The organism is Asticcacaulis sp. P2_C5, assembly GCF_056404555.1.
Genome location: NZ_JBFUDU010000007.1, coordinates 260,335 through 281,921, shown reverse-complemented (window position 1 = coordinate 281,921; position 21,587 = coordinate 260,335). Strand labels below are relative to the sequence as shown.

Below are 21,587 nucleotides of genomic sequence, written 5' to 3'. Positions count from 1 at the left end.
CGCATCACATGCGGAGAATAGAGCCGTTAATCTCCGCATTATACTGAGGGTCGGCCAAAGCCCTCGAACGCCGTGCGCACAATAGCCTGAGCCGTGTCGGGGGTGATCTCGGCGTGCTTTTGCAGATAGCGATAGATGGCGACACCATACAACATGTCGAGGACCAGGTCGGGATCGACATCCGGCCGGATATCGCCGCGTTCCACGCCGCGCTTCCAGATATGCTTGAGATGCGCCCGGCGCGGCAGGACATAGCGCTCGGCATAGATATGCATGAGATCGGGGTCGAGCAGGGCTTCGGCGAAGATCTGGGTGACCGTGGCGCCGAAGCTGGTTTCCTTATGGAAGGCGATGAAGCCGCGCAGCAGAATCGTGAAATCTTCCAGCGCCGATCCAGTGTCGGGCAAAGGAATGGTCTGAACCGTCTGGCGCAAGACGGCATCGACCAGGATATGGGTCTTGTTCGGCCACCATTTGTACAGGGTGGCCTTGCCGACGCCCGCCCGTTTGGCGATGGCCTCGGCCGTGATGTCGCGGAACTTCAACTCTTCCATCAGTTCGGACGCCGCCCGGACGATGGCCTCCTCGACGGATTTGCTGCGTGGACGGCCACGCGTCACCGATGTTTTTTCTGGAGCCGTGTCTGATGTCATGGATGGTTCCGGAAAGAGAGGCGTAGTTTGTTAACCTGAGACAGCGTCCATGATCATGGCGATGGAGCCTTGTGATTCCTCGGTGCAGTCCATGTGCAGGCGGTCGACCTCTTCCTGGGCAAAGGACTTGGCAAACAGGGCCGACTGAGGCGACAGGGCGACCAGGGTGCGGACCGAAGCGCGCGACAGGGCCAAGGCTGCGTCCATATCGATCAGGTTGGCTGTATCCTTGGCAATGGCCAGGGCATAAAGCTTCGAGGCCATGGTAGGTGGCTTGTTAGACATAGGTTCGATGTTCTCTAAAACGGTCGGAAACGGTCAGGTGCGGCAAGCCCCCTGCCCGTCGCCGACACGCAGCGCGAACCGAAGCTTTGACATGGTAGCGGTACCAGGAACTATTAAATGAACTGAACGTACAGTTTTGTCAACAATTAAATATAACAAATATATTAAATGAAAGGCACGGGGCGTGATTGGGCGGATCTAGCTGGTTCGCAATATAAGATTTTAACCGCAGATTTCGCGGATTGACGCAGATTTTTCACGGGGCGTTCTGACGCTCCATGGAAGCTAAGCTTGCTCAAAATGGCGGCCGCGCCGCCGTTAATTCAACCCGTGGCTCTGGCCGCACGCCATGTGTAAGGTTCAGCCCCTTCCTGGTGCATAGGGGAACTTGCGGGCGCGGTATTGTTCGACCGTTTCGGGCGGCGCGGCGTAACCCGCCGGCAATGGGCGCTTAGACACACTTTGGAAATAGGCGATACAGGCGTCGCGCCACCATTTAGCCTCGCGTTCCTGGATCGCCAGATTGGCCGACACGGCGGCAAACCGCTCGTGATCGACATAGGGCTCCATCTGGGCCCATGTCCTGCGCATGGCCGAGACCTCGTCGACGCCCTGGCTGTAGTCGACGACCAGTTCGTCCCATAGGGTGCGGCCGGACCTCATCCTGTAATCCCATGGCAGGTGGTGGAACCACAGCAGATAGCGTTCATCTGTCTTTTTCGGATCGCCCCATTGCCTGGCAGCCAGGGGGGCGTATTGCGCCAGGGCGTCCGAGCCGGTCTTCGTACGATCGAAGCCGATGCCCGTCGCGTCCGCCTTATGATAATAGGCCGGATTCCATTCCGGCCGCGCCAGGTCGCTGACCCACGGCCCCGGGCCGTAATGGTGACCGGTATCCATCAGGTGGGCTAGGCCCAAGGGCGTCATATAGTGGACGACGGCCTCGCGCGAGCCCATCATCATGGCGACCACCGGCGTGACGAAGTCCGGATCGTTGCTGAAGGTCATGCGCGTCCAGTCAGCGGCGACATCGCTGCTTGAGGCCTCCGGGTTCCACGCCAGTCGCCCGAAGGCGTACCAGTTGGCTTGGTCGAAGTCAGAGCCCGACCAGTTGCGATCGTCGCCGATATTCGACACACCTGCCATACCGGTTAAAGCGTGATGATCCAGCGTCCCGTCGATGATCCGGGCGACGGTCGAGCTCTTGCCTTGCGCATAGGTGTCGGCCTTCAGGGTTTCCTCCCACATCGGCGCCAGATAGGCCAGGTGGGTGGCGAAACCGAGATATTCCTTGGTGATCTCGACTTCCAGCATCTCCTGGGTCTTCGGCATGGCGCCGAACAGGGGATGGAAGGGCTCGCGCGGCTGGAAGTCGATGGCGCCGTTCTTGATCTGCAACAGGACATTGTCGGCAAACTGGCCTTCGACCGGCTTGAACTCGTTATAGGCCTGTTTCGCCCGGTCATTGGCGTCGTGTTCGGAATAGACGAAGGCGCGCCACATGACGATACCGCCATGCGGCTTCAGCGCTGCCGCCAGCATGTTGGCGCCTTCCGCATGGGTGCGGCCGTAATCGCCGGGACCGGGCTGGCCTTCGGAATTGGCCTTGACCAGGAAGCCGCCAAAATCGGGAATGATGGCGTAGATTTCATCAGCCTTGGCCTTCCACCACGCCTGAACCTGCGCATCCTGCGGGTCGGCGGTTTTAAGCCCGCCCAGGTCGATCGGCGCCGAGAAGCGTGCGGAGAGATAAACTCTGATGCCATAGGGGCGCAGGACGGCGGCAATCGCCTCGGCCTTCTTCAGATAGGGTTCGGTCAAGCTGTCGGCCTTGGCATTGACATTGTTGAGCACGACGCCGTTGACGCCGATCGAGGCCTGGGCACGGGCATAGTCGGAATAGCGCGCATCGACCAGGTCGGGCAGCCGCCACCAGTCCCAGATCGAATTGCCGGCGTAGCCGCGCTCGACATGGCCATCGAGATTGTCCCAGTGGTCCATCACGCGGATCTGCAACTTCGGCGCATCGGCGATGTTGAGCGTGTCCGTCGATTTCCGCGTCTGGATCAGGCTGAGATAGCGAAAGGCGCCATACAGCACACCGGTATCGGTCTTCCCTGCAATGACGGTAACCGGATGGCCGTCGAGCGTCGTCGTCTGGATGCGGAATCCTTCGGCGGGGATGGCCGACAGGTCGAGGCCATGGCTGTCGGCCGGGGTCGCCAGGACGATGGCGCCGTCACTGATGGTCGTCGACAGAGGCGCATCGCGGTTGAGCAAACCCTTCAGGCCGCGCTGAAGTTCGGATTCGGCGGCATAGAGGGTCGGACTGTGTCCACCGACAATCGCCGTGGCATGGCCGCTATAGCCGGACTGGACGGCGGCTTCGACCGGGCGATAACGCAGCCACAGATCATAGCCGTCTTCCCCCTTTTGTGGATCGGCAAGAGCGGGCGTAGCCAGGCTCATGGCCAGGCAGGCAGCGACAATCAGGCGGCGGAACATGGCGTCTCCTTGTGGCATCTGCGGAGTTTTCGACCTCCGTCGGTATCTTGGATCCACAGATTACACCGATTACACAGATTTTTCAGAGCGCGGACTGACCGCCTGTAGCCGCCGCAAACCTTTAACGGCGCGAAGCGCCCTTATGCAACCTGGCTGAAGCGGTGGCCATCACGCTCCGAAAATCTGTGTAATCGGTGTAATCGGTGGATCGACCTTCTTTGCGACCGATCTTACCAGTTGTACATCGTCCCGTCTTGCAGGCGATTGACCGGCAGATAGGCGCGTTTGTACGGATATTTGGCCGCCTTGGCTTCGTCGATATCGACCCCAAGGCCCGGCGCTTCAGATACATCGAGAAAGCCGTTGGCGAAGCTGTAGCCATGCGGGAAAACCTCATCGGTTGCCGGCGTATGGCGCATATATTCCTGGATGCCGAAATTGGGGATCGACAGATCGAAGTGCAGGGCCGCTGCCATGGTCACAGGCGACAGATCCGTCGCGCCGTGACAGCCCGTGCGCACGCCATAAATCTCGGCGAACTGGGCGATGCGTTTCAGATGGCTGATGCCACCGGCATGGACGACGGTAGCGCGGATATAGTCGATCAGCTGGTTCTGGATCAGATCCTTGCAGTCCCACAGGGTATTGAAAATCTCGCCCACGGCTAGTGGCGTCGTCGTGTGCTGGCGGATCAGCCGGAACGCGTCCTGGTTTTCGGCCGGCGTGGCGTCTTCCAGCCAGAACGGGCGATAGGGTTCCAGATCCTTGCCCAGGCGCCCGGCCTCGATCGGCGTCAGGCGATGGTGAATGTCATGCAACAGATGGACGTCGTCGCCCAACACGTCACGCGCAGCAGCGAACAGCTTGGGCACGACACGCATATAGGCAGGGGTGTCCCAGACATTCTCGCTGGGCAGGTCATTGTCGGCCGGCTCGTAGAACATCTTGTCCTTCGATACGCCGTAGGTCGAGTTGAGGCCGGGCACGCCGCATTGCAGGCGGATGGCCTTGTAACCGAGGCGCTTGTAATCCTGGGCGACTTCCAGGGTATCCTCGATGCTGGTGCCGTTGGCGTGGCCATACACCATCACCCCGTCACGGCAACGCCCGCCCAACAACTGATACAGCGGCAGGCCGGCGACTTTGGCCTTGATATCCCACAACGCCGTGTCGACCGCGGCGATGGCCGACATGGTCACCGGGCCGCGGCGCCAATAGGCGCCCTTATAGAGAAATTGCCAGATGTCCTCGATACGATGAGCATCACGTCCGATCAGACAGGGTACGACATGGTCCTCGAGATAGCTGGCCACGGCTTTTTCACGCCCGTTCAGGGTCGCATCGCCAATGCCATAGACACCCTGGTCGGTCTCAATCTTCAAAGTGACGAAATTACGCCCCGGGCAGGTAACGATGACTCGCGCCGAGCGGATCGTCAGGGCGCCATACGTGGCGCGCGCCTGATCGGCAGCGGCAGTCTGGGGCGTCGCCGCGTCGACGGGCGCATAGGAGGATTCCGCCATGATACTCTACCTCGTGTTTCCGCCCTCAATCGCGCTTCGCCTCTTGTCGACACCTTGTGTCACCGGGGCCTTCACCGCCCAGGTTACGCAGGGCGGCAAGCTGACAGGCCTGAAGACAGAAACTGGCGGCGTATCAGGAAGCTTCAAATTGGTCTTACCAATAAGTCACTTTGATCTGATCCAAGGTCCGATTGCAAGCGATTTTTTGTCAGACGACTGACCCTAGGCGTCAATTGGGGTCATTCATCGCATTCATCTTACCAACGTGGTATTATAATTCATATAAATAAGGCCTTATCTTCGCCTCAGGTATTGCGGACCTGCCAAGGGTTAAGCGTCGCATAAATAGCACATCAGACCAATAATCATGTCAGACTGGTAAGATGAATTCACTTTCGGCAGCCGCCGATATTTTGCATTTAAATATCATATTTTCAATTACTTAATCCCTGATATACGTCAGCAAAATTGCCCGCACTCGCCAAGCAGGCGAGGGTAAGCGCTGTCATTTGGCCTGATGCATTACGGCGAATTGGTCAGGCCTTTATTGACAAAGGCGGACAGGCCAATTACCACAACGGTCATGCGACCAGCCTCCGGGGCGGCTCATATAAAAATAATACGCAGTGGAAGAACCCATACAGGGAGAGAACTAAAATGGCTTCATCATCGGGCAAGGCCCGCGGTTTCAAACTGGCGCTTCTTGGCGCCACCCTGCTCAGCGGCTATACCGCCGTGGGCGTCAGCTCCGCTTCGGCGCAGGACGCGGCGGCGTCGGACGACGTGACCACGGTCGTGGTTACCGGTTATCGCGGCAGCCTGCAGAGCTCGGCCACGGCCAAGAAGCGGGCGGTCAATTTCGAAGATTCGATCTATGCCGAAGACATGGGCAAGTTCCCGGACACCAATCTGGCGGAATCGTTCAACCGCATTCCGGGCATCACGATTTCGCGCGAAATCACCGGTGAAGGCACGACGGTCGCCATCCGCGGCCTGGGTTCCAGCTTCACCCGCGTCCTGCTGAACGGCGCTCCGGTCTCGGTCGCTTCGACCGGCGACGTCAACACCAACAACTCCAACCGTGAAGTCGACCTCGACATCTTCCCGCCCGAGCTGTTCACCCAACTGACCGTTTCCAAGTCGCCCGGCGCCAACATGTCCGAAGGCGGCCTGACCGGCATCGTCAATATGCGTCAGGCGCGTCCGTTCGACTACAAGGGCGACCGGCTGCAGTTCTCGGTTCAGGGCATCAAGAACAGCCTGGCCGACAGTGGCGGTTACAAGGGCTCCCTGCTCGTCTCCAAGCGCTTCGGCAACTGGGGTGTTCTGGGCGGCGTGGCCTACCAGCACAGCCTGATCAATGTCGAAGGCTATGAAACCATCGGCTGGACCAATGCCAACCTGTCCGCCACGCAGCGTACGACAGGCGCGCGCAATGGCACCGGCGGCGGCAACTGGACCATACCGGGCACGGTTCCGGCCAATGCCGGCAATGGCCTTACCACGGGCGACACAATCAACGAAGCCTTCCTGCTGGCCCACAATCCGGGCGTCAGCATCGACGCCATCGATAACGGAATCCTGCCGCGCCTGGGTCGTCCCATGCATTATTACGGTACGCGTGACCGCGTCAGCGGCGTGCTGAGCGTCGAATACCGCCCCAGCGACGACCTGCGCTTCTGGTTCGACGCCATGGCGACGCAAAAGGATAACGACCAGCAACGGACCGACATCAATTTCGTCGGCCGCAACGGTTCCTTCATCCCGCTCAACATGAAGGTCGACCGCAGCGATTGCTCGCAAGGCTGCGTCATCACCGAGGCAACCCTGGCCAACGGCCAGTTCTTCCTGGAATACCGCCCCTTCATCGAAAAGAATACCTTTACTTCGTTCAATCCGGGCATGGCCTGGACGATTAACGACACCCTGAAGCTGTCGGTCGACGCCAACTATACCAAGGGCACGTTCCGCCGCGACTCACCGACCGTTCTCGTTATCACCGCCCCGTCTTCCGGCGTTACGGCGACCTACACCAACACAAATGGCATCCCGAACTTCAAGTCCAATGTCGACCTGAACAACCCGGCGAACTTCCAGTGGAACGGCGGCCGGCTGAATATCCAGTCCGAAGAGCGCGAGACCGAAACCAAGGGTCTGCATGCCGACATGACCTGGGGCACGCCGGAATTCAATATCAAGTTCGGCATGGCCTATGACGACATGTCACGCAGCATCACGCCCTACGACAATTCCCAGGCGTGGCAGAACGCGGCCTGCGGCAACAATCCGAGCGTCTTCCTGCCCGGCCCGAACTCGCAGCCGGCCTGTAAGGGGGAGGTCATCACCAATACGGCCGCTGCCCAGGCTGCCGGCTATCCGGCCTATCCCGGCTACGGCACCTTCTATACGCAAGGCTCCACCGGCCCCGTCACCTACGGCGGCTCGCTGATCCCGCAAGCCAGCCTGGCCAACTATCTGACACCCGGACCGTTCGGCTATATCAATGTCAACTGGGACAAGTTTGCCGCCGATTCGCACTATGACCAGTTCCTTTCCAGTGCACCGGTTGCCGGCGGATCGAACATCAGTTCGCCGCGCTCCTTCGTGCAGGAAAAGGTCGAGGCGGCCTTCATTCAGGTCAATGGCGACCGCGACCTCTTCGGCCGTCGCCTGCGCTATGATTTCGGCATCCGCGCCGTCACGACGGACCAGACCATTGCCGGCCAGGCGTCCTACACCGATCCACGCAACACGCCGGCCACCGGCCCGGCTCCGGCTGACGGCGGCAAGTACCCAGGTATCGTAAAGTTCATCTATACGAACTCCCACTACAAGAACTACCTGCCGTCGGCCAACTTTGCCTACGACATAATGGACAAGATGATTGCACGCGTCGCCATTTCAACGACCATGACGCGTCCGAACCCCAGCAGCATGCTGCCGGGCCTGAGCTTCGGCAGCCCGTCGGCCGACCTCGGTTCGGTTGGTAATCCAAGCCTGGAGCCTTACATCTCGAAGAACCTCGATTTCGGTCTTGAATACTATACCGGCAAGGAAGGCTATATCTCGATCGCCCACTTCAACAAGAAGGTGACGGGCTTCACCTCGGCGAAGAACAACACCTATCCGTTCGCCTATCTGGCACAGTACGGCGTGACCTATGACACGCTGAACCCGACCCAGCAGGCGGCCATCAACCTGCGCGGCGGTCCCAATGCGGCAACCGTCGTCCTGACCCAGCAGGTCAATGCGACCGGCCTGCTGACCATCGACGGCCTGGAAGTCGCCTGGGTGCAGCCGCTCGACCAGTGGTTCGAAGCCCTCGACGGCTTTGGCTATAGCGCCAACTATACCTACATCAAACAAAAGGGTACGGGCGCTGCCCCGGCCATCGCTCTGGGCGTGCCGAAGACGACGTGGAACTTCACGGCCTTCTACGAAAAGCATGGCTACTCGATCCGTCTGTCGGATACCTATCGTGATGGCTTCCAGGCGTCCACCGCCAACCAGAACGGCATCACGGCCGCAGCCCTGTTCAACACCAGCTATGAACAGCTCGACCTTGCCGCCAGCGTCAATCTGAAGGAAGCCTTCGGCCTTGGCATTGACGGCGACATCACCTTCGACGCCACCAACCTCAACGACGCCACGATGCAGCAGAACTTCCAGTTCGATAACGCGCCCAACTGGTACTACAAGCCCGGCACGACCGTCATGCTCGGCTTCCGCGGTAAATTCTAGGTTTTAGAGCTCAAGCGTAACCGCATCGGCTTCTCCCGAAACCAGCGGTAATCAGGTGGCGCATCCCGGATAGGGGTGCGCCACCTTTTTTTTGAGTCTATAGACTTGATGACGTGCTGAACGACGGAGTCACCCGCATGCGCACACTTTTGCCCGCAATCCTTATTTCGCTTGCCCTCGCCGGCAGTGCCCAGGCGGCCCCGCCCCAGCCGCGCGAAGTCCCCCGGCTGGAAGCCCACGGCTCGACGAAGCAACTGATGGTCGACGGCAAACCGTTCCTGATCCTGGGCGGAGAACTGGCCAATTCCAGCGCGTCGAGCCTGGATTACCTGCAGGCGCAGTGGCCGACCCTGACCGCGGCCGGGCTGAATACCGTCATCGCACCAGTCGAGTGGGACCAGATCGAACCGCGCGAAGGCCAGTACGACTTCACCGTTCTGGACGGCATGGTCAAACAGGCGCAGGCCAATCACATGCGCATCGTCGTCCTGTGGTTCGGCGCGTGGAAAAATTCCATGTCGACCTATGTGCCGGCCTATATCAAGCATGACTATGTCAAATACGCCAAGGCCCAGGACGACAAGGGCCAGCCCCAGGACATACTGTCGGCCTTCGATCCCGACACCCTGGCCGCCGACGCCCGCGCCTATGCCGCCATGCTGGATCACCTGCGCACGTCAGACCTGCAACGCAGCGTGGTCATGATCCAGGTCGAAAACGAGATCGGCATGCTGCCGGTCGTGCGCGACTACAGCCCCCAGGCCCAGGCGGCGTTTAACGGGCCGGTGCCGGCCGAGCTGATCACCTATCTGAAGGCCCACCATGCGACGCTGAACCCCTATGTCCGCACCTTGTGGGAGGCCAATGGAACGAAGGACGCTGGCACATGGGCGGAGGTCTTCGGTACCTCGACCGAAGCCCAGGAGATTTTCCAGGCCTGGTATTACGCCGCCTTCGCCAACAGCCTGGCCAAGGCCGGCAAGGCGAAATATCCGCTGCCCATGTATGTCAATGCTGCCCTGATCCGGCCAGGCAAGGCGCCCGGCCAGTATCCCAGCGCCGGGCCGTTGCCGCACCTGTTCGACGTCTGGAAAGCCGGTGCGCCGGATCTCGACCTGCTGGCCATCGACATGTATTTCAACAACTTTACCCAGTGGGCGGATCAGTTCAAGCGGCCGGACAATCCATTCTTCATTCCCGAAGCCAATCAGGCCGGAAAGCCCGAAGCCGGCGCCAATGCCTTCTACGCCTTTGGCCAGCTCGATTCGATCGGCTTTTCGCCCTTCGCCATCGACAAGCTGAAGCCCGACACCTCCGCCAACCTGACCCAGGCCTATGACGTCCTGCGCCAACTGACACCTGAGATCGTGGCGGCGCAAGGTACGGGCCGTATGCGCGGTTTTACGCCGCGCGTGTCGTTCGACGGCGTGGCCGACGAGACGCCACAATCCTTCGTACTCGGCGGTTATCGCTTTACCGTTACCTTCGTCGATCCCTGGACGCCGAAGGACAAACAACAGATCGCGACCAATGGCGGGTTGATCATCCAGACCGGTGACAACGACTTTATCGTCGCTGGCAAGGGTGTGGTGGTGACCTTTGAGGACGCCGCGACCGACAAGGCCGCCACTGGAATCGAACGCATCGTCGAAGGCCGTTATGTCAATGGGGTCTGGCAACCCGGGCGATGGCTGAACGGCGACGAAAGCCATCAGGGCCGGCACCTGAAGCTGTCGGCGGACACGTTCGGCATCCAGAAGCTGACCCTGTACCGGTTCCGCTAGCAGCCCGGCCAGCGGTTTTTTCTGTTGCGGCGCGCAAGGTTAGAGGTCATACCCTTGAGTCTTTCATACTTTCACGCGAACGATGTCCGACACCAAGAAGCTCTACCGCCAGATTGCTGATTCCATAGCCGCCGAGATCGAATCCGGCCGTTACAAGCCGGGTGACCGCTTGCCGACCGAGCGCGATCTGGCACTGCAGTTTGGGGTATCGCGGCCAACGCTGCGCGAAGCGCTGATCGCCCTGGAAATCCTGGGCATGATCGAAGCCCGGCACGGCCATGGCATTCTGGTTGTCGAGAACAAGGGCAAGGCGTCACCCATCGCCGATTCGGAAATCGGCGCTTTCGAGCTGATCGAGGCACGGCGCCTGTTCGAGGGCGAGGTTGCGGCCATGGCGGCAACCCTTGTGCATGACGACCAGATCGCTGATCTTGAGAAACTCCTCGACAAGATGGACGACAAGGACCCGGTCGTTGCCGAAAGCGCCGACCGCGAGTTTCACCTGACGATCGCCAATATAACCGGCAATGGCGCGCTGATCGCCTGCGTCGAGAACCTGTGGGACTGGCGCTACCGCTCGCCCCTGGCCAAGACCATTTTGGCGCGTGCCGCTGACCTTGGCATGAAGCAACGCATCGACGAACATACGGGCATCGTGACGGCTTTGAAGAACCGCTCGGCGGCCCAGGCGCGGCAAGCGATGCACGACCATATGGACCGGGTTATCGAACATCTGCTCAACGCGACCGAGGTCCTCGCGGTGGAGACGGCCAAACAGGCCAGCCACGAACGCCGCAAGGCCATGAGCCATCGCTTCCGGGCCATTTCGGCCGACCTGTAATACCCTGAACAAAAGTTAATTCGACCGGTCTCAGCACCCATGGTAGGTTTGCGGCCTCTACTGGCCAGGGGTTGCGACAGTGCCGGACAATCGGAATATTCACGTCATCGCCGCGACGGTGTTCGCGGTCGCCATATTCGGTTTCGGCTGCGCCTATGGCCAGACGGATATGAGCACCATGGCCCCGCCGCAGGCCGGCGACGGCGTCGAAGCGTCACGGCCGACGGACGTCGATATCTGGCCCACATTGGGAACGACGGTGCGGATGGATCACGACCATGGGACTGTGCCGTGGCAGATGCGGCAAGTCCAGCTGGAGCCTGCGGCATATCGCGAGCTAGCGCGCACCGGCGCCTATCCCGACGGCGCGGTCCTGGCCGCGACCTTCTATTCCGTGACGCTCGACAAGTCTCAGACGCCGCCTTTGTATGCGGGCGACAAGAAGGTCGGGTTCGTGACAGAAGTGATCGACCGCAAGCATCCCGACGGCCGCCGGTTCTATGTCTTCGCACCGGGTGCCGTGACCGCAAAGCCCTTACCCGCCGGCAACAGCTGCGCCGTTTGTCACAATGCTCAGGGGAGCCTGGACGGCACGTTCGCCCAGCACTATCCGACCGTCACGCGGTTCGGCCATTCTGCTCCGAAGCCCTGAAAATAGCAAAGTTGTGTCAGCGCACCGGGGCGATCCAAGCCGGCGAAAAATGTTAGCCTGCGAGCACCGGAGCGGAGCGTACTCAAGTACGTGAGAACCGGAGCACAGCAAGATGACGTTTTGCAGCCACTCGTATCGCCTAGGCTTACCAGGCGTGGCCGGTGGCTTCTCTGAGCATCTCCATTTGTTTGGTCATGCAGAGTTCGAGATTATAGTTGTCGAGAATGGTCCGGCGGGCATTTTCGCGGATCCTTGCCCGGTTCGGGTTTTCCAGCGCCGCCGCGACGTCGTCCGCCACCTTTTCGTGGTCGAAGAAGTCGGTCAGCAGACCGTTTTCACCATCGCGTACGACCTCAAGCACCGGCGGTGTCGCCGAGGCCACGATCAGGCAACCCGTCGACAGGGCCTCCATCATCGACCACGACAACACAAACGGATAGGTCAGATAGACGTGGACCGACGAGACCTGCAACAGCGACAGGTAGACGTCGTACGTACTCTGGCCGAAGAAATGCACCCGCCCGGGCGGCAGTTCGACCTCTTCCAGCATTTTTTCGCGCCATTTGGTCTTTGACCCGCCGACGCCATAGGACACCTCATCGCCACCCATGATGACGACGGTGGCATTCGGCCGGGCCTTGAGCAGTGACGGCAGCGCCCGCATGAAGGTCGGAAAGCCGCGCACCGGTTCGAGATTGCGCGCGACATAGGTGATGACTTCGTCGGCGGCAGTCAGGACACGGCCACCTTCGAGGGTAAAACTAGCCTGCGGATCGGGTTTAACCACATTGGTGTCGATGCCGTCGAAAATGGCACGAATCCGGTCGCGCAGGCATTCCGGATAGGTCGATTTCTGCCATTCCGTAGCGCTCCACCCCAGGTCCGCGCCTTCCAGGGCCACGGTCAGGTGCGAATTGGACACCCGCAGATGACAGGCAGCATTGAGATCCTGCTTGCGCTCCGGATCAAAGGTCACCATTGGGCCATCGGGGCGGAAGAAATATTCGCTGTAGGCGATCAGCGGCGAGGCGGGAAAGACTTCCTTGAGGAACAGGGTCTCGCCCCAGCCGGGATGGCCGATCATCAGGTTGGGCACAAAGCCGGCCTGGCCCAGGGCCTGGCAGGTGCGGATGACCTGCTGTCCGTGCAGGACCGCGTCTTCCATGCCGCGCAGATAGGGATGGGTCGTTTTGTGCACTTCACGTGGCGCGGCATAGGTCAGGCGCTTGACGCCGCGCAGTTCGCGGTCGTCGCGACGCGTGATGAACACGACCTGATGGCCGCGGTCGGCGAGGGCGCGCGCCAGATGCTTGAACTGGCCCGGCATGTTGCGGTGGACGAAGAGAGCTTTCATTTCACGCTGTCGTAAGGGGATTGATGGAAGACGATGCGGCCACCGACCATGGTCAGCAACACGTGCGTCGCCGCAATGCGATCAGGTGCGATGTTGAACAGGTTCTGGTCGAGCACGATCAGATCGGCAAATTTGCCCACTTCCAGCGAACCCGTCACCTTGTCCTGGCGCAGGCTGTAGGCGGCGTTCAATGTGATGGCGCGCAAAGCCGTCTTGACGCTGAGTCCCGGGTCGATACCCAGCCGCCCAGGGAACTTGACCGCGTCATCGCCGACCGCCGTACGCGTAACAGCGACCTGAAGCGCCAGCCATTCGTCGAGCGCATCGACCGGCCAGTCGCTGCCATAGACCAGGCGCGCGCCATAGGTATCCAGCAGGCCGGCGGGCTCGGCCAGGGCAAAGCGCACCGGCCCAAGATAGCGCGCGGCCTCGGCATTCAGGTCGATCGACGGTTTTTCCCACTGGAATGACAGGACCGGCAGGGCGTTGAGCCCGGCAAAGCGCGGATAGTCGGCAGGATCGACAATTTCGTCATGGGCGATCGCCGGGCGAATATCGTCGCCGGGATGGGCATAGCGCATGGTGGCGATGGCGTTAAGGCCCTGGCTTACCGAGCCGTCACCATCGGCGTGCATATGCGGGTTGAGCCCGGCCACCGCCAACTTGACCAGGGTGGTGTCGAGCTGGGCCTGCGTGAAATAGGGCTTGGGTCCCAGGTTATGGCCCGGCCGCCAGTCGGGCTTGTCGGCGGTGCCGGCGTTTTCGAAATAGGGTTGCAGCATGACGGCGGTAAAGGACGGCGCCGAATAGACTCCGTCGAGAAACAGCTTGGCCGTATCGACGGTCATGGCCGGCCGGGCGCCATCGGCCGGCGTATCGAACAGGGCCTTCTGGCGCAGGACCTCGGCGATGGCCTTGTCCGGATCGTAATCGGCGATCGAGTCGATCAAGACGGCAAAATGCGCCCGCGCCGTCAACTGGTCCTGACGCGCCACTGTCTGATAGGCCGTCATGGTTTCGATGTCGGTATAGGCGTCGAGAAAGCTGGTAATGCCCTGGCGCCGCATGGCGTCGAGCGCCAGTTTCGTTGCTTTCAGGTTGGTTTCCGACGTCGGCGGCGGAACCAGGCTGGAGACCAGATCCTGCGCCGCGTCTTCGAGCAGGCCGGTCGGTTCGCCGGCTGCATCGCGAACGATGACGCCGTCCTTCGGGTTCGGCGTGTCGCGCGTGATGTGCGCCAGTTCCAGGCCGCGACGGTTGGTCAGGTTGGAATGACCGAACGAGTTGTGGACCACGATCGGCCGTGTCGTCTTGAGCGCATCGAGATCGGCGTGGGTCAGGACCGTGCCGGTGGGGAGGGCCGCCTGTTCGAACCAGTTGATGACCATCAGCCAGGCGTCGGGACCGGCGGTCTTGTCGTCGTCGAGACATTTTTGGATACGCGCCTGAAATTGCGGCACGCTTAGGGGTTGGTAGTCGAGACTGCAGTTGAGCAGGCGCAGGCCACCCGACTGGGGATGCATATGACCGTCGATCAGGCCGGGCGTCATCATGCGGCCGTGCAGGTCGATGACCTGGGTCCTGCGGCCAACAAAGGCCTGGGCGCCGGCATCGCTGCCGACAAAGGTGATGACACCGTCCTTTACAGCGAGGGCCTGCGCCACGGACTCGGTCGCGTCGACCGTATAGACGTAGCCGTGCAGGAAGACGGTATCAGCCGGTTTGGGCTTGGCCATCGCCGGTGTTGCAACAACAGCTAGCAGCAGAGCGAGCGGTCGAATCCACCTCTTCATTCGGTTGTCCCTACCCCACACAGAGACCGGACCATCTCCCTCCTCCTTGTCGAGCGAAGCGATGATGGGGAGGTGGCGCGGCGCTCGCGCTCTTCGCGCGAAGTCCGCGACGGAGGGGCCCGTCTTACGTCATCACCCCTCCGTCATCGCGGCATCCTCGCGACCTGACGGTCGCCCGGACTTGCGACGCCACCTCCCCGTCGCTGTGCGCCAGGAAGGAGGGAGTTTGATCGGCTCATTTCAAACTTCGCTGACGTTATAGACCGGATTTCCCGCAACGAAAGCGCCTAAAAAAAGCGGTTGCCGCTTACTTTCGCTTTTTTGGTGCAGCTCCCTGCGGCACGAACCGGATCGCCAAGCCGCCGCCGGGAGCCAGGCGCATGTCGAAGCTGTCCGCCGCCGTCACCGTCTTCTTTTCGATGACGATGTCGAAGCGGGCGTCGCCTGTGTAGCCGGCCTTGTCGCCATCGCGGTAGATTTCGGCGGTATAGGTCCGACCCGGATCGAGGAAGCTCAGGGACACTGGCATTTCACGACCGTTTTCGTCGGTCACGGCGCCGAGGAACCACTGGTCGGAATTGCGGTCCTTGCGGGCGACCGTGACGAAATCGCCCGGTTCGCCGTTCAGCACGCGCGTGTCGGACCAGTCGGTCACCACGTCCTTGATGAACTGGAACGGACCGGGATATTTCGCATAGTTTTCCGGCAGGTCGGCCGCCATGGCGACCGGCGAATAGATGACGACATACAGAGCCAACTGCCGCGCCTGGGTCGAATTGATCGACTGGCCATTGCCCTGCAGGCTCAGCACGCCCGGCGTATAGTCCATGGGTCCGGCCAGCATGCGCGTGAAGAACAGTTCGGAGTCGTGTTCCGGCATGTTGGGCGGCGAACCCCAGGCATTGTATTCCATGCCGCGCTGGCCTTCTCGCGACACCCAGTTGGGATAGGTGCGGCGCAGGCCGGTATCCTTGATCGGTTCGTGGGTGTCGATGGCGATATGATATTTGGCGGCCTCGGTGACAACCTTCTGGTAGTGGCGGACCATTTCCTGGCTGTCGTTCCACGTATAGTGTTCGTTGCCGACAGGACCCAGCTGGGCGCCGCCGGCGTCGGCGACATAGCCGGTCTTCACCGCGTCGACACCGTATTTCTGGTATTGCGCAAAGCCCGCATCCATCTGCGGCTCATAAACCCCGGCATTGCCGCCGGTTTCGTTGTGGCCGATCAGGTGGACGCCCTTTTTCAGGCCGTAGGCGCTTAAGCCCGGCAGGTCGAAATCGGGGTAGGCTTCGGTGAAGGAGAAGTTATAGCCGGTGGCGAACCAGTCGTCCCAGCCCTTGTTCCAGCCTTCGACCAGAACGCCACGGAAGCCGTTTTCGGCGGCGAAATCGATATATTTCTTGGTGTTTTCGGTTGTGGCGCCATGCTTCGGACCGGCTTCCCAGGTCTTGAGCCCAAGGTGCATTTCCCACCAGATGCCGACATATTTGCTGGGCTTGAACCACGAGACGTCGCCCAGCTTGTTGGGCTCGTTCAGGTTCAGCTCGATATGCGACATGTACAGGCCGGGCGCGGAATCGGCGATGATCATGGTCCGCCACGGCGTGTCGAAGGGGGCGTCGCGCTCGACCGTCTTGGCGCCGGGCTCGCCCGTCGGGGCCAGTTGGACCTTCAGGCGCTGACCGTTCACCCGGCGCAGCCAGACGGCGGCGTAGTCGACCAGGGCGGCTTCGTGGAAGGCGATGTAGAGGCCGTCGTCGGTCTTCACCGTCAAGGGCGTCTGGGCCAGGCTGACCTGGTTCAGCGGCGTCTTGTCGACCGGATATTCCTCGCGGTTCCATTCGCCGGCGGCGTTCCACCACGCGGTGGCATTGTCATCGACGTTGAATTCGGTCAGTTCGTCGATGATGCTGAGGTGTTTCAGCGAGGCCTGGTCGGGGAATTCGTAACGAAAGCCAACACCGTCGTCGAAGACGCGGAAGACAACGGTCATTTTACGACCGGCCGGCTTATTCTGAACGACGGTGACGCGGACCTCGTTGTAGTTGTTGCGAATGGTCTTCCATTCGCCCCATGGCTGCTCCCAGGTGTCGTCATGGGTCGAGCTGGACGTCGAATCGACGGTGAAGTTGCGATCCATCTTGAAAGCGTTGGTCAGAATCAGGCCGAGACGCGACGGCGAGATGACCTCCTTGCCCAGGCGCTTGACCGAGTAGCCGAGGCTGCCGTTGACGTCGAGCGAGATATCGACGCTGAGGGCGTGGTTAGGCGACTCGGCCGAGGCGATGACGCTGGCTACCGGCGGACGCTGCACGACATCACTGTCGGCAGCAGCAGCCGATTGCGCTGCCAGGGCAAAAGCGCCACCGGCCAGCAGGACGCCGGCCAAGGCAGCCATCAGTGGACGTCTCGACGGATGACGTTTGTGGAGGTGGTTCATCGCTTCCTGCTCCCGAATATCAGGCATGGTTTGCCCGTCATTATTTTTCGTTGTTAACCTAGGGCATGAGGCTTTGGCAAAAAAGCCCCTAAAACCGAATGCATACGTATTCAATAGAACCCTTCCAAAACCAAGTCGGGCAAGGCTCTGGCCACAAAGATCGAGGTTGTTGTAATCGCTTACATATTCCGGGGCAATGAAAGAACGATGTTGCGCTTTTTCTTTATGCCACCGTCGAGCCAGGCCATAATGATGCGGCGAAACTGTTCGGCTTGCGAGACACGAAGCGGAGCGTACTCAAGTACGTGAGCATCGTATCGCAGCAAACGGACAGTTGCAGCCTCGTCAGGATGGCCTGGCGTAACCGCAGGATTCGCGGATAACAAGGCGGGCGGGCATCAGGGTGTCTTGCACCGGCTCTTCCTCGATCAGGCACGACAGGCCGTCAATTAAGGCCCGCGCGGCGGCTTCGGTATCCTGGCGGACCGTCGTCAGGGCAGGCGACAGCGACGAGCAGACCCACAGGTCGTCGAAGCCCACAACCGACACATCATTGGGGACATGCAGGCCGCAGCGGTGCAGGGCCTGCATGGCGCCCATGGCCAGCAGGTCGGTGGCGCAGAACACGCTGTCGAAGGCCGTACCCTCATCCAGCATCTTGTCGATCGCGGCGCTGCCTTCCTCGCGATCCAGGAAGGCTTCGACGCGCAGGGCGCCGTCGACCGGCAAACCGGCTTCCTTCAGCGCGCGACAATAGCCTTGATAGCGGTCGCGGAATTCGGGATGTTCGGGCTGGTACTTTCCGACATAGGCAATGCGCCTGCGGCCCAGTTCTATCAGGTGTTTTGTCGCCGCATAACCGCCGCCTTCGTTGTCGGTGCCGATACACAGGCGCGCGCAGTCCGGTCGGTTGACGCCCCACACCACCCACGGATCGCCGACCTCGTTGAGATATTCGAACAGGTGGGTATAGACCTGATAATCCTTGCATCCCAGGAAGATGATGCCGTCGGCGCGGCGCGAAAAGCCGTAGTCGGTGCCCCATTCGTCGCTTTGCTGCTGCAGCGAGATCAGGACGTCGTAGCCCTTCTGGCCGGCATATTTGAGGATCGAGCCGATCAGCGGCAGGAAGAAGGGGTTGATCGGACTGTCATTGCTGTTGAGGTCCTCCGAGATCAGCACAGCCAGGGTATGGATCTTGCGCGACCGCAGTTTGCGCGCGTTGACGTCGACCTTGTAGCGCAGCGACTTGGCGGCTTCGATGACGCGGCGGCGCGCGTCTTCACTGACCAGGGGCGACTGCGACAGGGCGCGCGATACCGTGGTTTGCGAGACACCCGCCAGCGCGGCGATATCCAGCGACGTCGGTCTTTGTTGTTTCAACTCAGTCTCCCTGGGGCTCGCCCCGGGCCTTATGGCCTTCTGTGCGAACCGGGGGAGCGTAACGCGGACGGCAGACTTCGTAAAGTCACATCGCTGTATCCGGCGAGGTCGTGTATGAGTCATCGACGCAAGAGGTTTGGAACTCTTCAGCCTCACCAGACAAGGCAGGTTTCAAAGAACAGCCGTCTCGTCGGACAAAGGCGGCCGCGACCGGCCTGGATGCGTTGCCTCGCCGTCGCTGTCGGCCGGCACGGGATCGCTCTTCGGCTGGGGCAGGCCCAGGCGCGTGGCGATGGCTGAGTGGGCCGCCAGGCAGATCTGGCGCGCCATATTGGCGGTTTTCACGGCACGCGCCATGGTCACGGCGCCAGACAGTTCCGAAAGCAGGGCCAGGGCCTCGACCAGGGCGCCGTCGACGGACCGGCCCAGGCCTTCGAATTCAAGCGCGACCAGGCGCTGCAGCGCCCCCATGCCGGCTTCGAAACGCTTGCGCGCCTGGGGACCCAGACGCGCGACATCACCGCCGGTCGCCGGGATGGGACATCCCTGGCCGGGCTTATTGACGTGGGCAGCGGACAGGTAATAGGCGACGTAGTTGGCGAGTGCCCCAGCCGGCGCCAGACCGCGCGTCTTGGTGAGGTAACGCTCGCAGGTGCGCTCGAACATCGTGTCGATCGCATTGGCGATCAGGTCGTCCTTCGAGCTGAAATGGGCATAGAAACCGCCGTGGGTCAGGCCCTGTCGCTTCATCAGGGTCACGACGCTGAGTCCGTGGGGGCCTTCCTCACGCAGCATGATGGCCGCTTCCGTCAGTAGCCGCAGGCGCGTCCGTTCCTTATGTTCCCCGTCATAACGCATCTGAAATTTCCGCCGCAGGTCTTAAAGCCCAACCACTATACGCATTCTTCGATACTGTGCAAATATTACACCAAAAACATGGCGGGCATTTGTCTCGGCTCAGACGCCGCTTGGAATTAAGCTGGATTGGCCGCCATCAGGGCGTCGACCTCTTCGCTGACCGGTGCCGAGTCGGCCGAGGCCTTCCTGACCGACAAGGCCGCAGCGGCGGCGGCGAAACGCATGGCGTCGACGATATTGGCGCCGCTGACGATACGGCTGACCAAGGCGCCGTTGAACACGTCGCCGGCGCCGGTGGCGTCGACCGCATCGACCTTATAGGCCGGTTGACGCACCAGTTGCCCCGAGATCAGGGTGGCGCAGCCTTCGGCACCCAGAGTGACCAGGGCACGGCGCGCGCCGGCCTTGTGCAACATGTTGAGGCCTGTGATCAGCGACTTGTCCGACAGGTCTTCGATGCCGGTCAGGCTCATCAGTTCGACTTCGTTGGGCGTAACCAGGTCGGTCAGGGGCATCAGATCCAGAGCAGCGATATCGACTGGCGCCGGATTGACCACCGTCAGGACCTTATGCTGGCGGGCGATTTCCAGAGCGCGGCGGACGGCCGGAAGCGGCACTTCCAGCTGGACGATCAGGGCCGCGGCCGATTTTATGATTGTTTCGGCGGCGTCGACATCGGCGGCGGTCAGCAGGTCGTTGGCGCCGGGCGTCACAACAATCATGTTATCACCGCCCTCGGCGACGATGATGTTGGCGACACCGGTCGAAGCGCCAGGCAAGCTGGTGACATAACCGGTACTGACGCCGTGTTCAGCCAGGTGGTCGAGCGCCTGGGTGCCGAACGCGTCGTCGCCGACGGCCGCGACCATCTGGGTCAGCATGCCGAAATTGGCGCAGGCGACGGCCTGGTTCAGCCCCTTGCCGCCGATCGCCGTCCTGAGACCGTTACCCATGATGGTTTCGTTCGGCCGCGGCAGGGTCGAGACATCGAGGATAAAATCGAAATTGATACTACCTACGACGACGATGGGTTTGCGCATGCGGGGCCCTCTGGTTTGCCCAAACTGATATGAAAACAACTCTTTATTACGCTTTTCTGATTACAGCTTCAATTCCTGGCCCGAAAGGCATAAGGTGATTAGCATGGGGAAGCCGCCGCCGTCACGCCTGAAACTCCGCAACGCGGCGAAGATTATCGACGCGGCCCAGCACGTCTTTTCGGCCTACGGTTTTCATGGTGCGACGATCGACAAGGTGGCGGCACGCGCCGGCATGTCGCAGCCCAATCTGCACAACTATTTCAAGACCAAGGCCGATCTGTACACGGCCGTCCTGGACCAGACCCTGACCCTGTGGCTCGACCTCATCGACGATCTCGATGCGGAAGGCGACCCGTTTGTCGAACTTCGGCGCTATATTGCCCAGAAGATGGAACTGTCGCGGCGCTTTCCCGAAGCGTCACGGGTCTTCGCCAATGAGGTTTTGCAGGGCGCCCCGGTGCTGAAGGTCATGCTGAAGACGCGGGTGCGCGCCAATGTCCGCCATTTTGCCGAGGTGATCGAAGGCTGGGCGGCGGCGGGCCGCATCCGCGCCGTCGACCCGTATCATCTGGTTTTCCTGATCTGGAGCGCCACCCAGCACTATGCCGACTTCGGCGCCCAGATTCGCGCCATCATGGATGTGCCAAAGCTGAGCAAGGCGCACTTCGCCGCCGCGGAGGACTCGATCAGTGAGATTATCCTGCGGGGGTTGCAGGTTTGAGCTCAGGCTTC

General features: G+C 61.0%; 16 protein-coding genes. 6 read left to right on the top strand and 10 right to left on the bottom strand.

Annotated features, from left to right (window positions below):
* Positions 1-38: 38 nt before the first annotated feature.
* The 4 genes from AC1DXO_RS14540 to manD form a co-directional block, all read right to left on the bottom strand.
* The gene (locus AC1DXO_RS14540) at positions 39-653 is read right to left on the bottom strand and encodes a TetR/AcrR family transcriptional regulator (protein ID WP_476978887.1); all 615 of its coding nucleotides are present in this window, start codon (positions 651-653) and stop codon (positions 39-41) included.
* 30 nt (positions 654-683) lie between these two features.
* The gene (locus AC1DXO_RS14535) at positions 684-917 is read right to left on the bottom strand and encodes a hypothetical protein (protein ID WP_476978886.1); all 234 of its coding nucleotides are present in this window, start codon (positions 915-917) and stop codon (positions 684-686) included.
* 381 nt (positions 918-1,298) lie between these two features.
* Positions 1,299-3,443 (bottom strand): alpha-glucuronidase family glycosyl hydrolase, encoded by a 2,145-nt coding sequence (locus AC1DXO_RS14530; RefSeq protein ID WP_476978885.1) that lies wholly within the window; start codon positions 3,441-3,443, stop codon positions 1,299-1,301.
* A 230-nt stretch (positions 3,444-3,673) separates the two neighbouring features.
* Positions 3,674-4,882, bottom strand: coding sequence for a D-mannonate dehydratase ManD (gene manD / locus AC1DXO_RS14525; protein WP_476978931.1), 1,209 nt, complete (start codon positions 4,880-4,882; stop codon positions 3,674-3,676).
* Between the two features lie 82 nt (positions 4,883-4,964).
* Between manD and AC1DXO_RS14520 the strand changes: the two genes are divergently transcribed.
* The 5 genes from AC1DXO_RS14520 (at position 4,965) to AC1DXO_RS14500 (ending at position 11,984) form a co-directional block, all read left to right on the top strand.
* The gene (locus AC1DXO_RS14520; protein ID WP_476978884.1) at positions 4,965-5,186 is read left to right on the top strand and encodes a hypothetical protein; all 222 of its coding nucleotides are present in this window, start codon (positions 4,965-4,967) and stop codon (positions 5,184-5,186) included.
* A 437-nt stretch (positions 5,187-5,623) separates the two neighbouring features.
* Positions 5,624-8,707 (top strand): TonB-dependent receptor, encoded by a 3,084-nt coding sequence (locus AC1DXO_RS14515; RefSeq protein ID WP_476978883.1) that lies wholly within the window; start codon positions 5,624-5,626, stop codon positions 8,705-8,707.
* A gap of 137 nt (positions 8,708-8,844) precedes the next feature.
* Complete coding sequence (locus tag AC1DXO_RS14510) at positions 8,845-10,491, top strand: GH35 family beta-galactosidase (protein WP_476978882.1); 1,647 nt, start codon at positions 8,845-8,847, stop codon at positions 10,489-10,491.
* Between the two features lie 82 nt (positions 10,492-10,573).
* The gene (locus AC1DXO_RS14505; RefSeq protein WP_476978881.1) at positions 10,574-11,332 is read left to right on the top strand and encodes a FadR/GntR family transcriptional regulator; all 759 of its coding nucleotides are present in this window, start codon (positions 10,574-10,576) and stop codon (positions 11,330-11,332) included.
* Between the two features lie 79 nt (positions 11,333-11,411).
* The gene (locus tag AC1DXO_RS14500; protein ID WP_476978880.1) at positions 11,412-11,984 is read left to right on the top strand and encodes a cytochrome P460 family protein; all 573 of its coding nucleotides are present in this window, start codon (positions 11,412-11,414) and stop codon (positions 11,982-11,984) included.
* 145 nt (positions 11,985-12,129) lie between these two features.
* Here the strand turns inward: AC1DXO_RS14500 and AC1DXO_RS14495 are convergent, their stop codons facing one another.
* From AC1DXO_RS14495 to AC1DXO_RS14470, 6 genes are all read right to left on the bottom strand, one after another.
* Positions 12,130-13,338 carry a glycosyltransferase family 4 protein gene (locus AC1DXO_RS14495; RefSeq protein WP_476978879.1) on the bottom strand — a complete coding sequence of 403 codons (1,209 nt, stop codon included), beginning with the start codon at positions 13,336-13,338 and terminating at the stop codon, positions 12,130-12,132.
* Positions 13,335-15,131: an amidohydrolase gene (locus AC1DXO_RS14490; RefSeq protein WP_476978878.1), complete on the bottom strand. Its 1,797-nt coding sequence runs from the start codon at positions 15,129-15,131 to the stop codon at positions 13,335-13,337. The genes AC1DXO_RS14495 and AC1DXO_RS14490 overlap by 4 nt, the downstream gene beginning before the upstream one ends.
* A gap of 307 nt (positions 15,132-15,438) precedes the next feature.
* Entirely contained in the window at positions 15,439-17,532 is a 2,094-nt protein-coding gene (locus tag AC1DXO_RS14485; RefSeq protein ID WP_476978877.1) for a glycoside hydrolase family 97 protein, read from the bottom strand.
* A 387-nt stretch (positions 17,533-17,919) separates the two neighbouring features.
* A complete protein-coding gene (locus AC1DXO_RS14480; RefSeq protein ID WP_476978876.1) occupies positions 17,920-18,957 on the bottom strand; it encodes a LacI family DNA-binding transcriptional regulator in 1,038 nt (345 codons plus the stop codon).
* Positions 18,958-19,128: 171 nt separating this feature from the next.
* Entirely contained in the window at positions 19,129-19,815 is a 687-nt protein-coding gene (locus tag AC1DXO_RS14475; RefSeq protein WP_476978875.1) for a TetR/AcrR family transcriptional regulator, read from the bottom strand.
* A 116-nt stretch (positions 19,816-19,931) separates the two neighbouring features.
* On the bottom strand, positions 19,932-20,855 hold the full coding sequence (locus AC1DXO_RS14470; protein WP_476978874.1) for a ribokinase: 924 nt from the start codon (positions 20,853-20,855) through the stop codon (positions 19,932-19,934).
* 103 nt (positions 20,856-20,958) lie between these two features.
* On the opposite strand from AC1DXO_RS14470, the gene AC1DXO_RS14465 reads away from it, so the two are divergent.
* A complete protein-coding gene (locus AC1DXO_RS14465; protein ID WP_476978873.1) occupies positions 20,959-21,576 on the top strand; it encodes a TetR family transcriptional regulator C-terminal domain-containing protein in 618 nt (205 codons plus the stop codon).
* Positions 21,577-21,587: the final 11 nt, after the last annotated feature.

Excerpts from the sequence above, each read along its gene's own strand:
- AC1DXO_RS14540 (WP_476978887.1), bottom strand. The coding sequence starts at position 653 with ATGACATCAGACACGGCTCCAGAAAAAACATCGGTGACGCGTGGCCGT.
- AC1DXO_RS14535 (WP_476978886.1), bottom strand. The coding sequence starts at position 917 with ATGGCCTCGAAGCTTTATGCCCTGGCCATTGCCAAGGATACAGCCAAC.
- AC1DXO_RS14530 (WP_476978885.1), bottom strand. The coding sequence starts at position 3,443 with ATGTTCCGCCGCCTGATTGTCGCTGCCTGCCTGGCCATGAGCCTGGCT.
- AC1DXO_RS14520 (WP_476978884.1), top strand. The coding sequence starts at position 4,965 with ATGATACTCTACCTCGTGTTTCCGCCCTCAATCGCGCTTCGCCTCTTG.
- AC1DXO_RS14515 (WP_476978883.1), top strand. The coding sequence starts at position 5,624 with ATGGCTTCATCATCGGGCAAGGCCCGCGGTTTCAAACTGGCGCTTCTT.
- AC1DXO_RS14510 (WP_476978882.1), top strand. The coding sequence starts at position 8,845 with ATGCGCACACTTTTGCCCGCAATCCTTATTTCGCTTGCCCTCGCCGGC.
- AC1DXO_RS14505 (WP_476978881.1), top strand. The coding sequence starts at position 10,574 with ATGTCCGACACCAAGAAGCTCTACCGCCAGATTGCTGATTCCATAGCC.
- AC1DXO_RS14495 (WP_476978879.1), bottom strand. The coding sequence starts at position 13,338 with ATGAAAGCTCTCTTCGTCCACCGCAACATGCCGGGCCAGTTCAAGCAT.
- AC1DXO_RS14490 (WP_476978878.1), bottom strand. The coding sequence starts at position 15,131 with ATGAAGAGGTGGATTCGACCGCTCGCTCTGCTGCTAGCTGTTGTTGCA.
- AC1DXO_RS14485 (WP_476978877.1), bottom strand. The coding sequence starts at position 17,532 with ATGGCTGCCTTGGCCGGCGTCCTGCTGGCCGGTGGCGCTTTTGCCCTG.
- AC1DXO_RS14475 (WP_476978875.1), bottom strand. The coding sequence starts at position 19,815 with ATGCGTTATGACGGGGAACATAAGGAACGGACGCGCCTGCGGCTACTG.
- AC1DXO_RS14470 (WP_476978874.1), bottom strand. The coding sequence starts at position 20,855 with ATGCGCAAACCCATCGTCGTCGTAGGTAGTATCAATTTCGATTTTATC.
- AC1DXO_RS14465 (WP_476978873.1), top strand. The coding sequence starts at position 20,959 with ATGGGGAAGCCGCCGCCGTCACGCCTGAAACTCCGCAACGCGGCGAAG.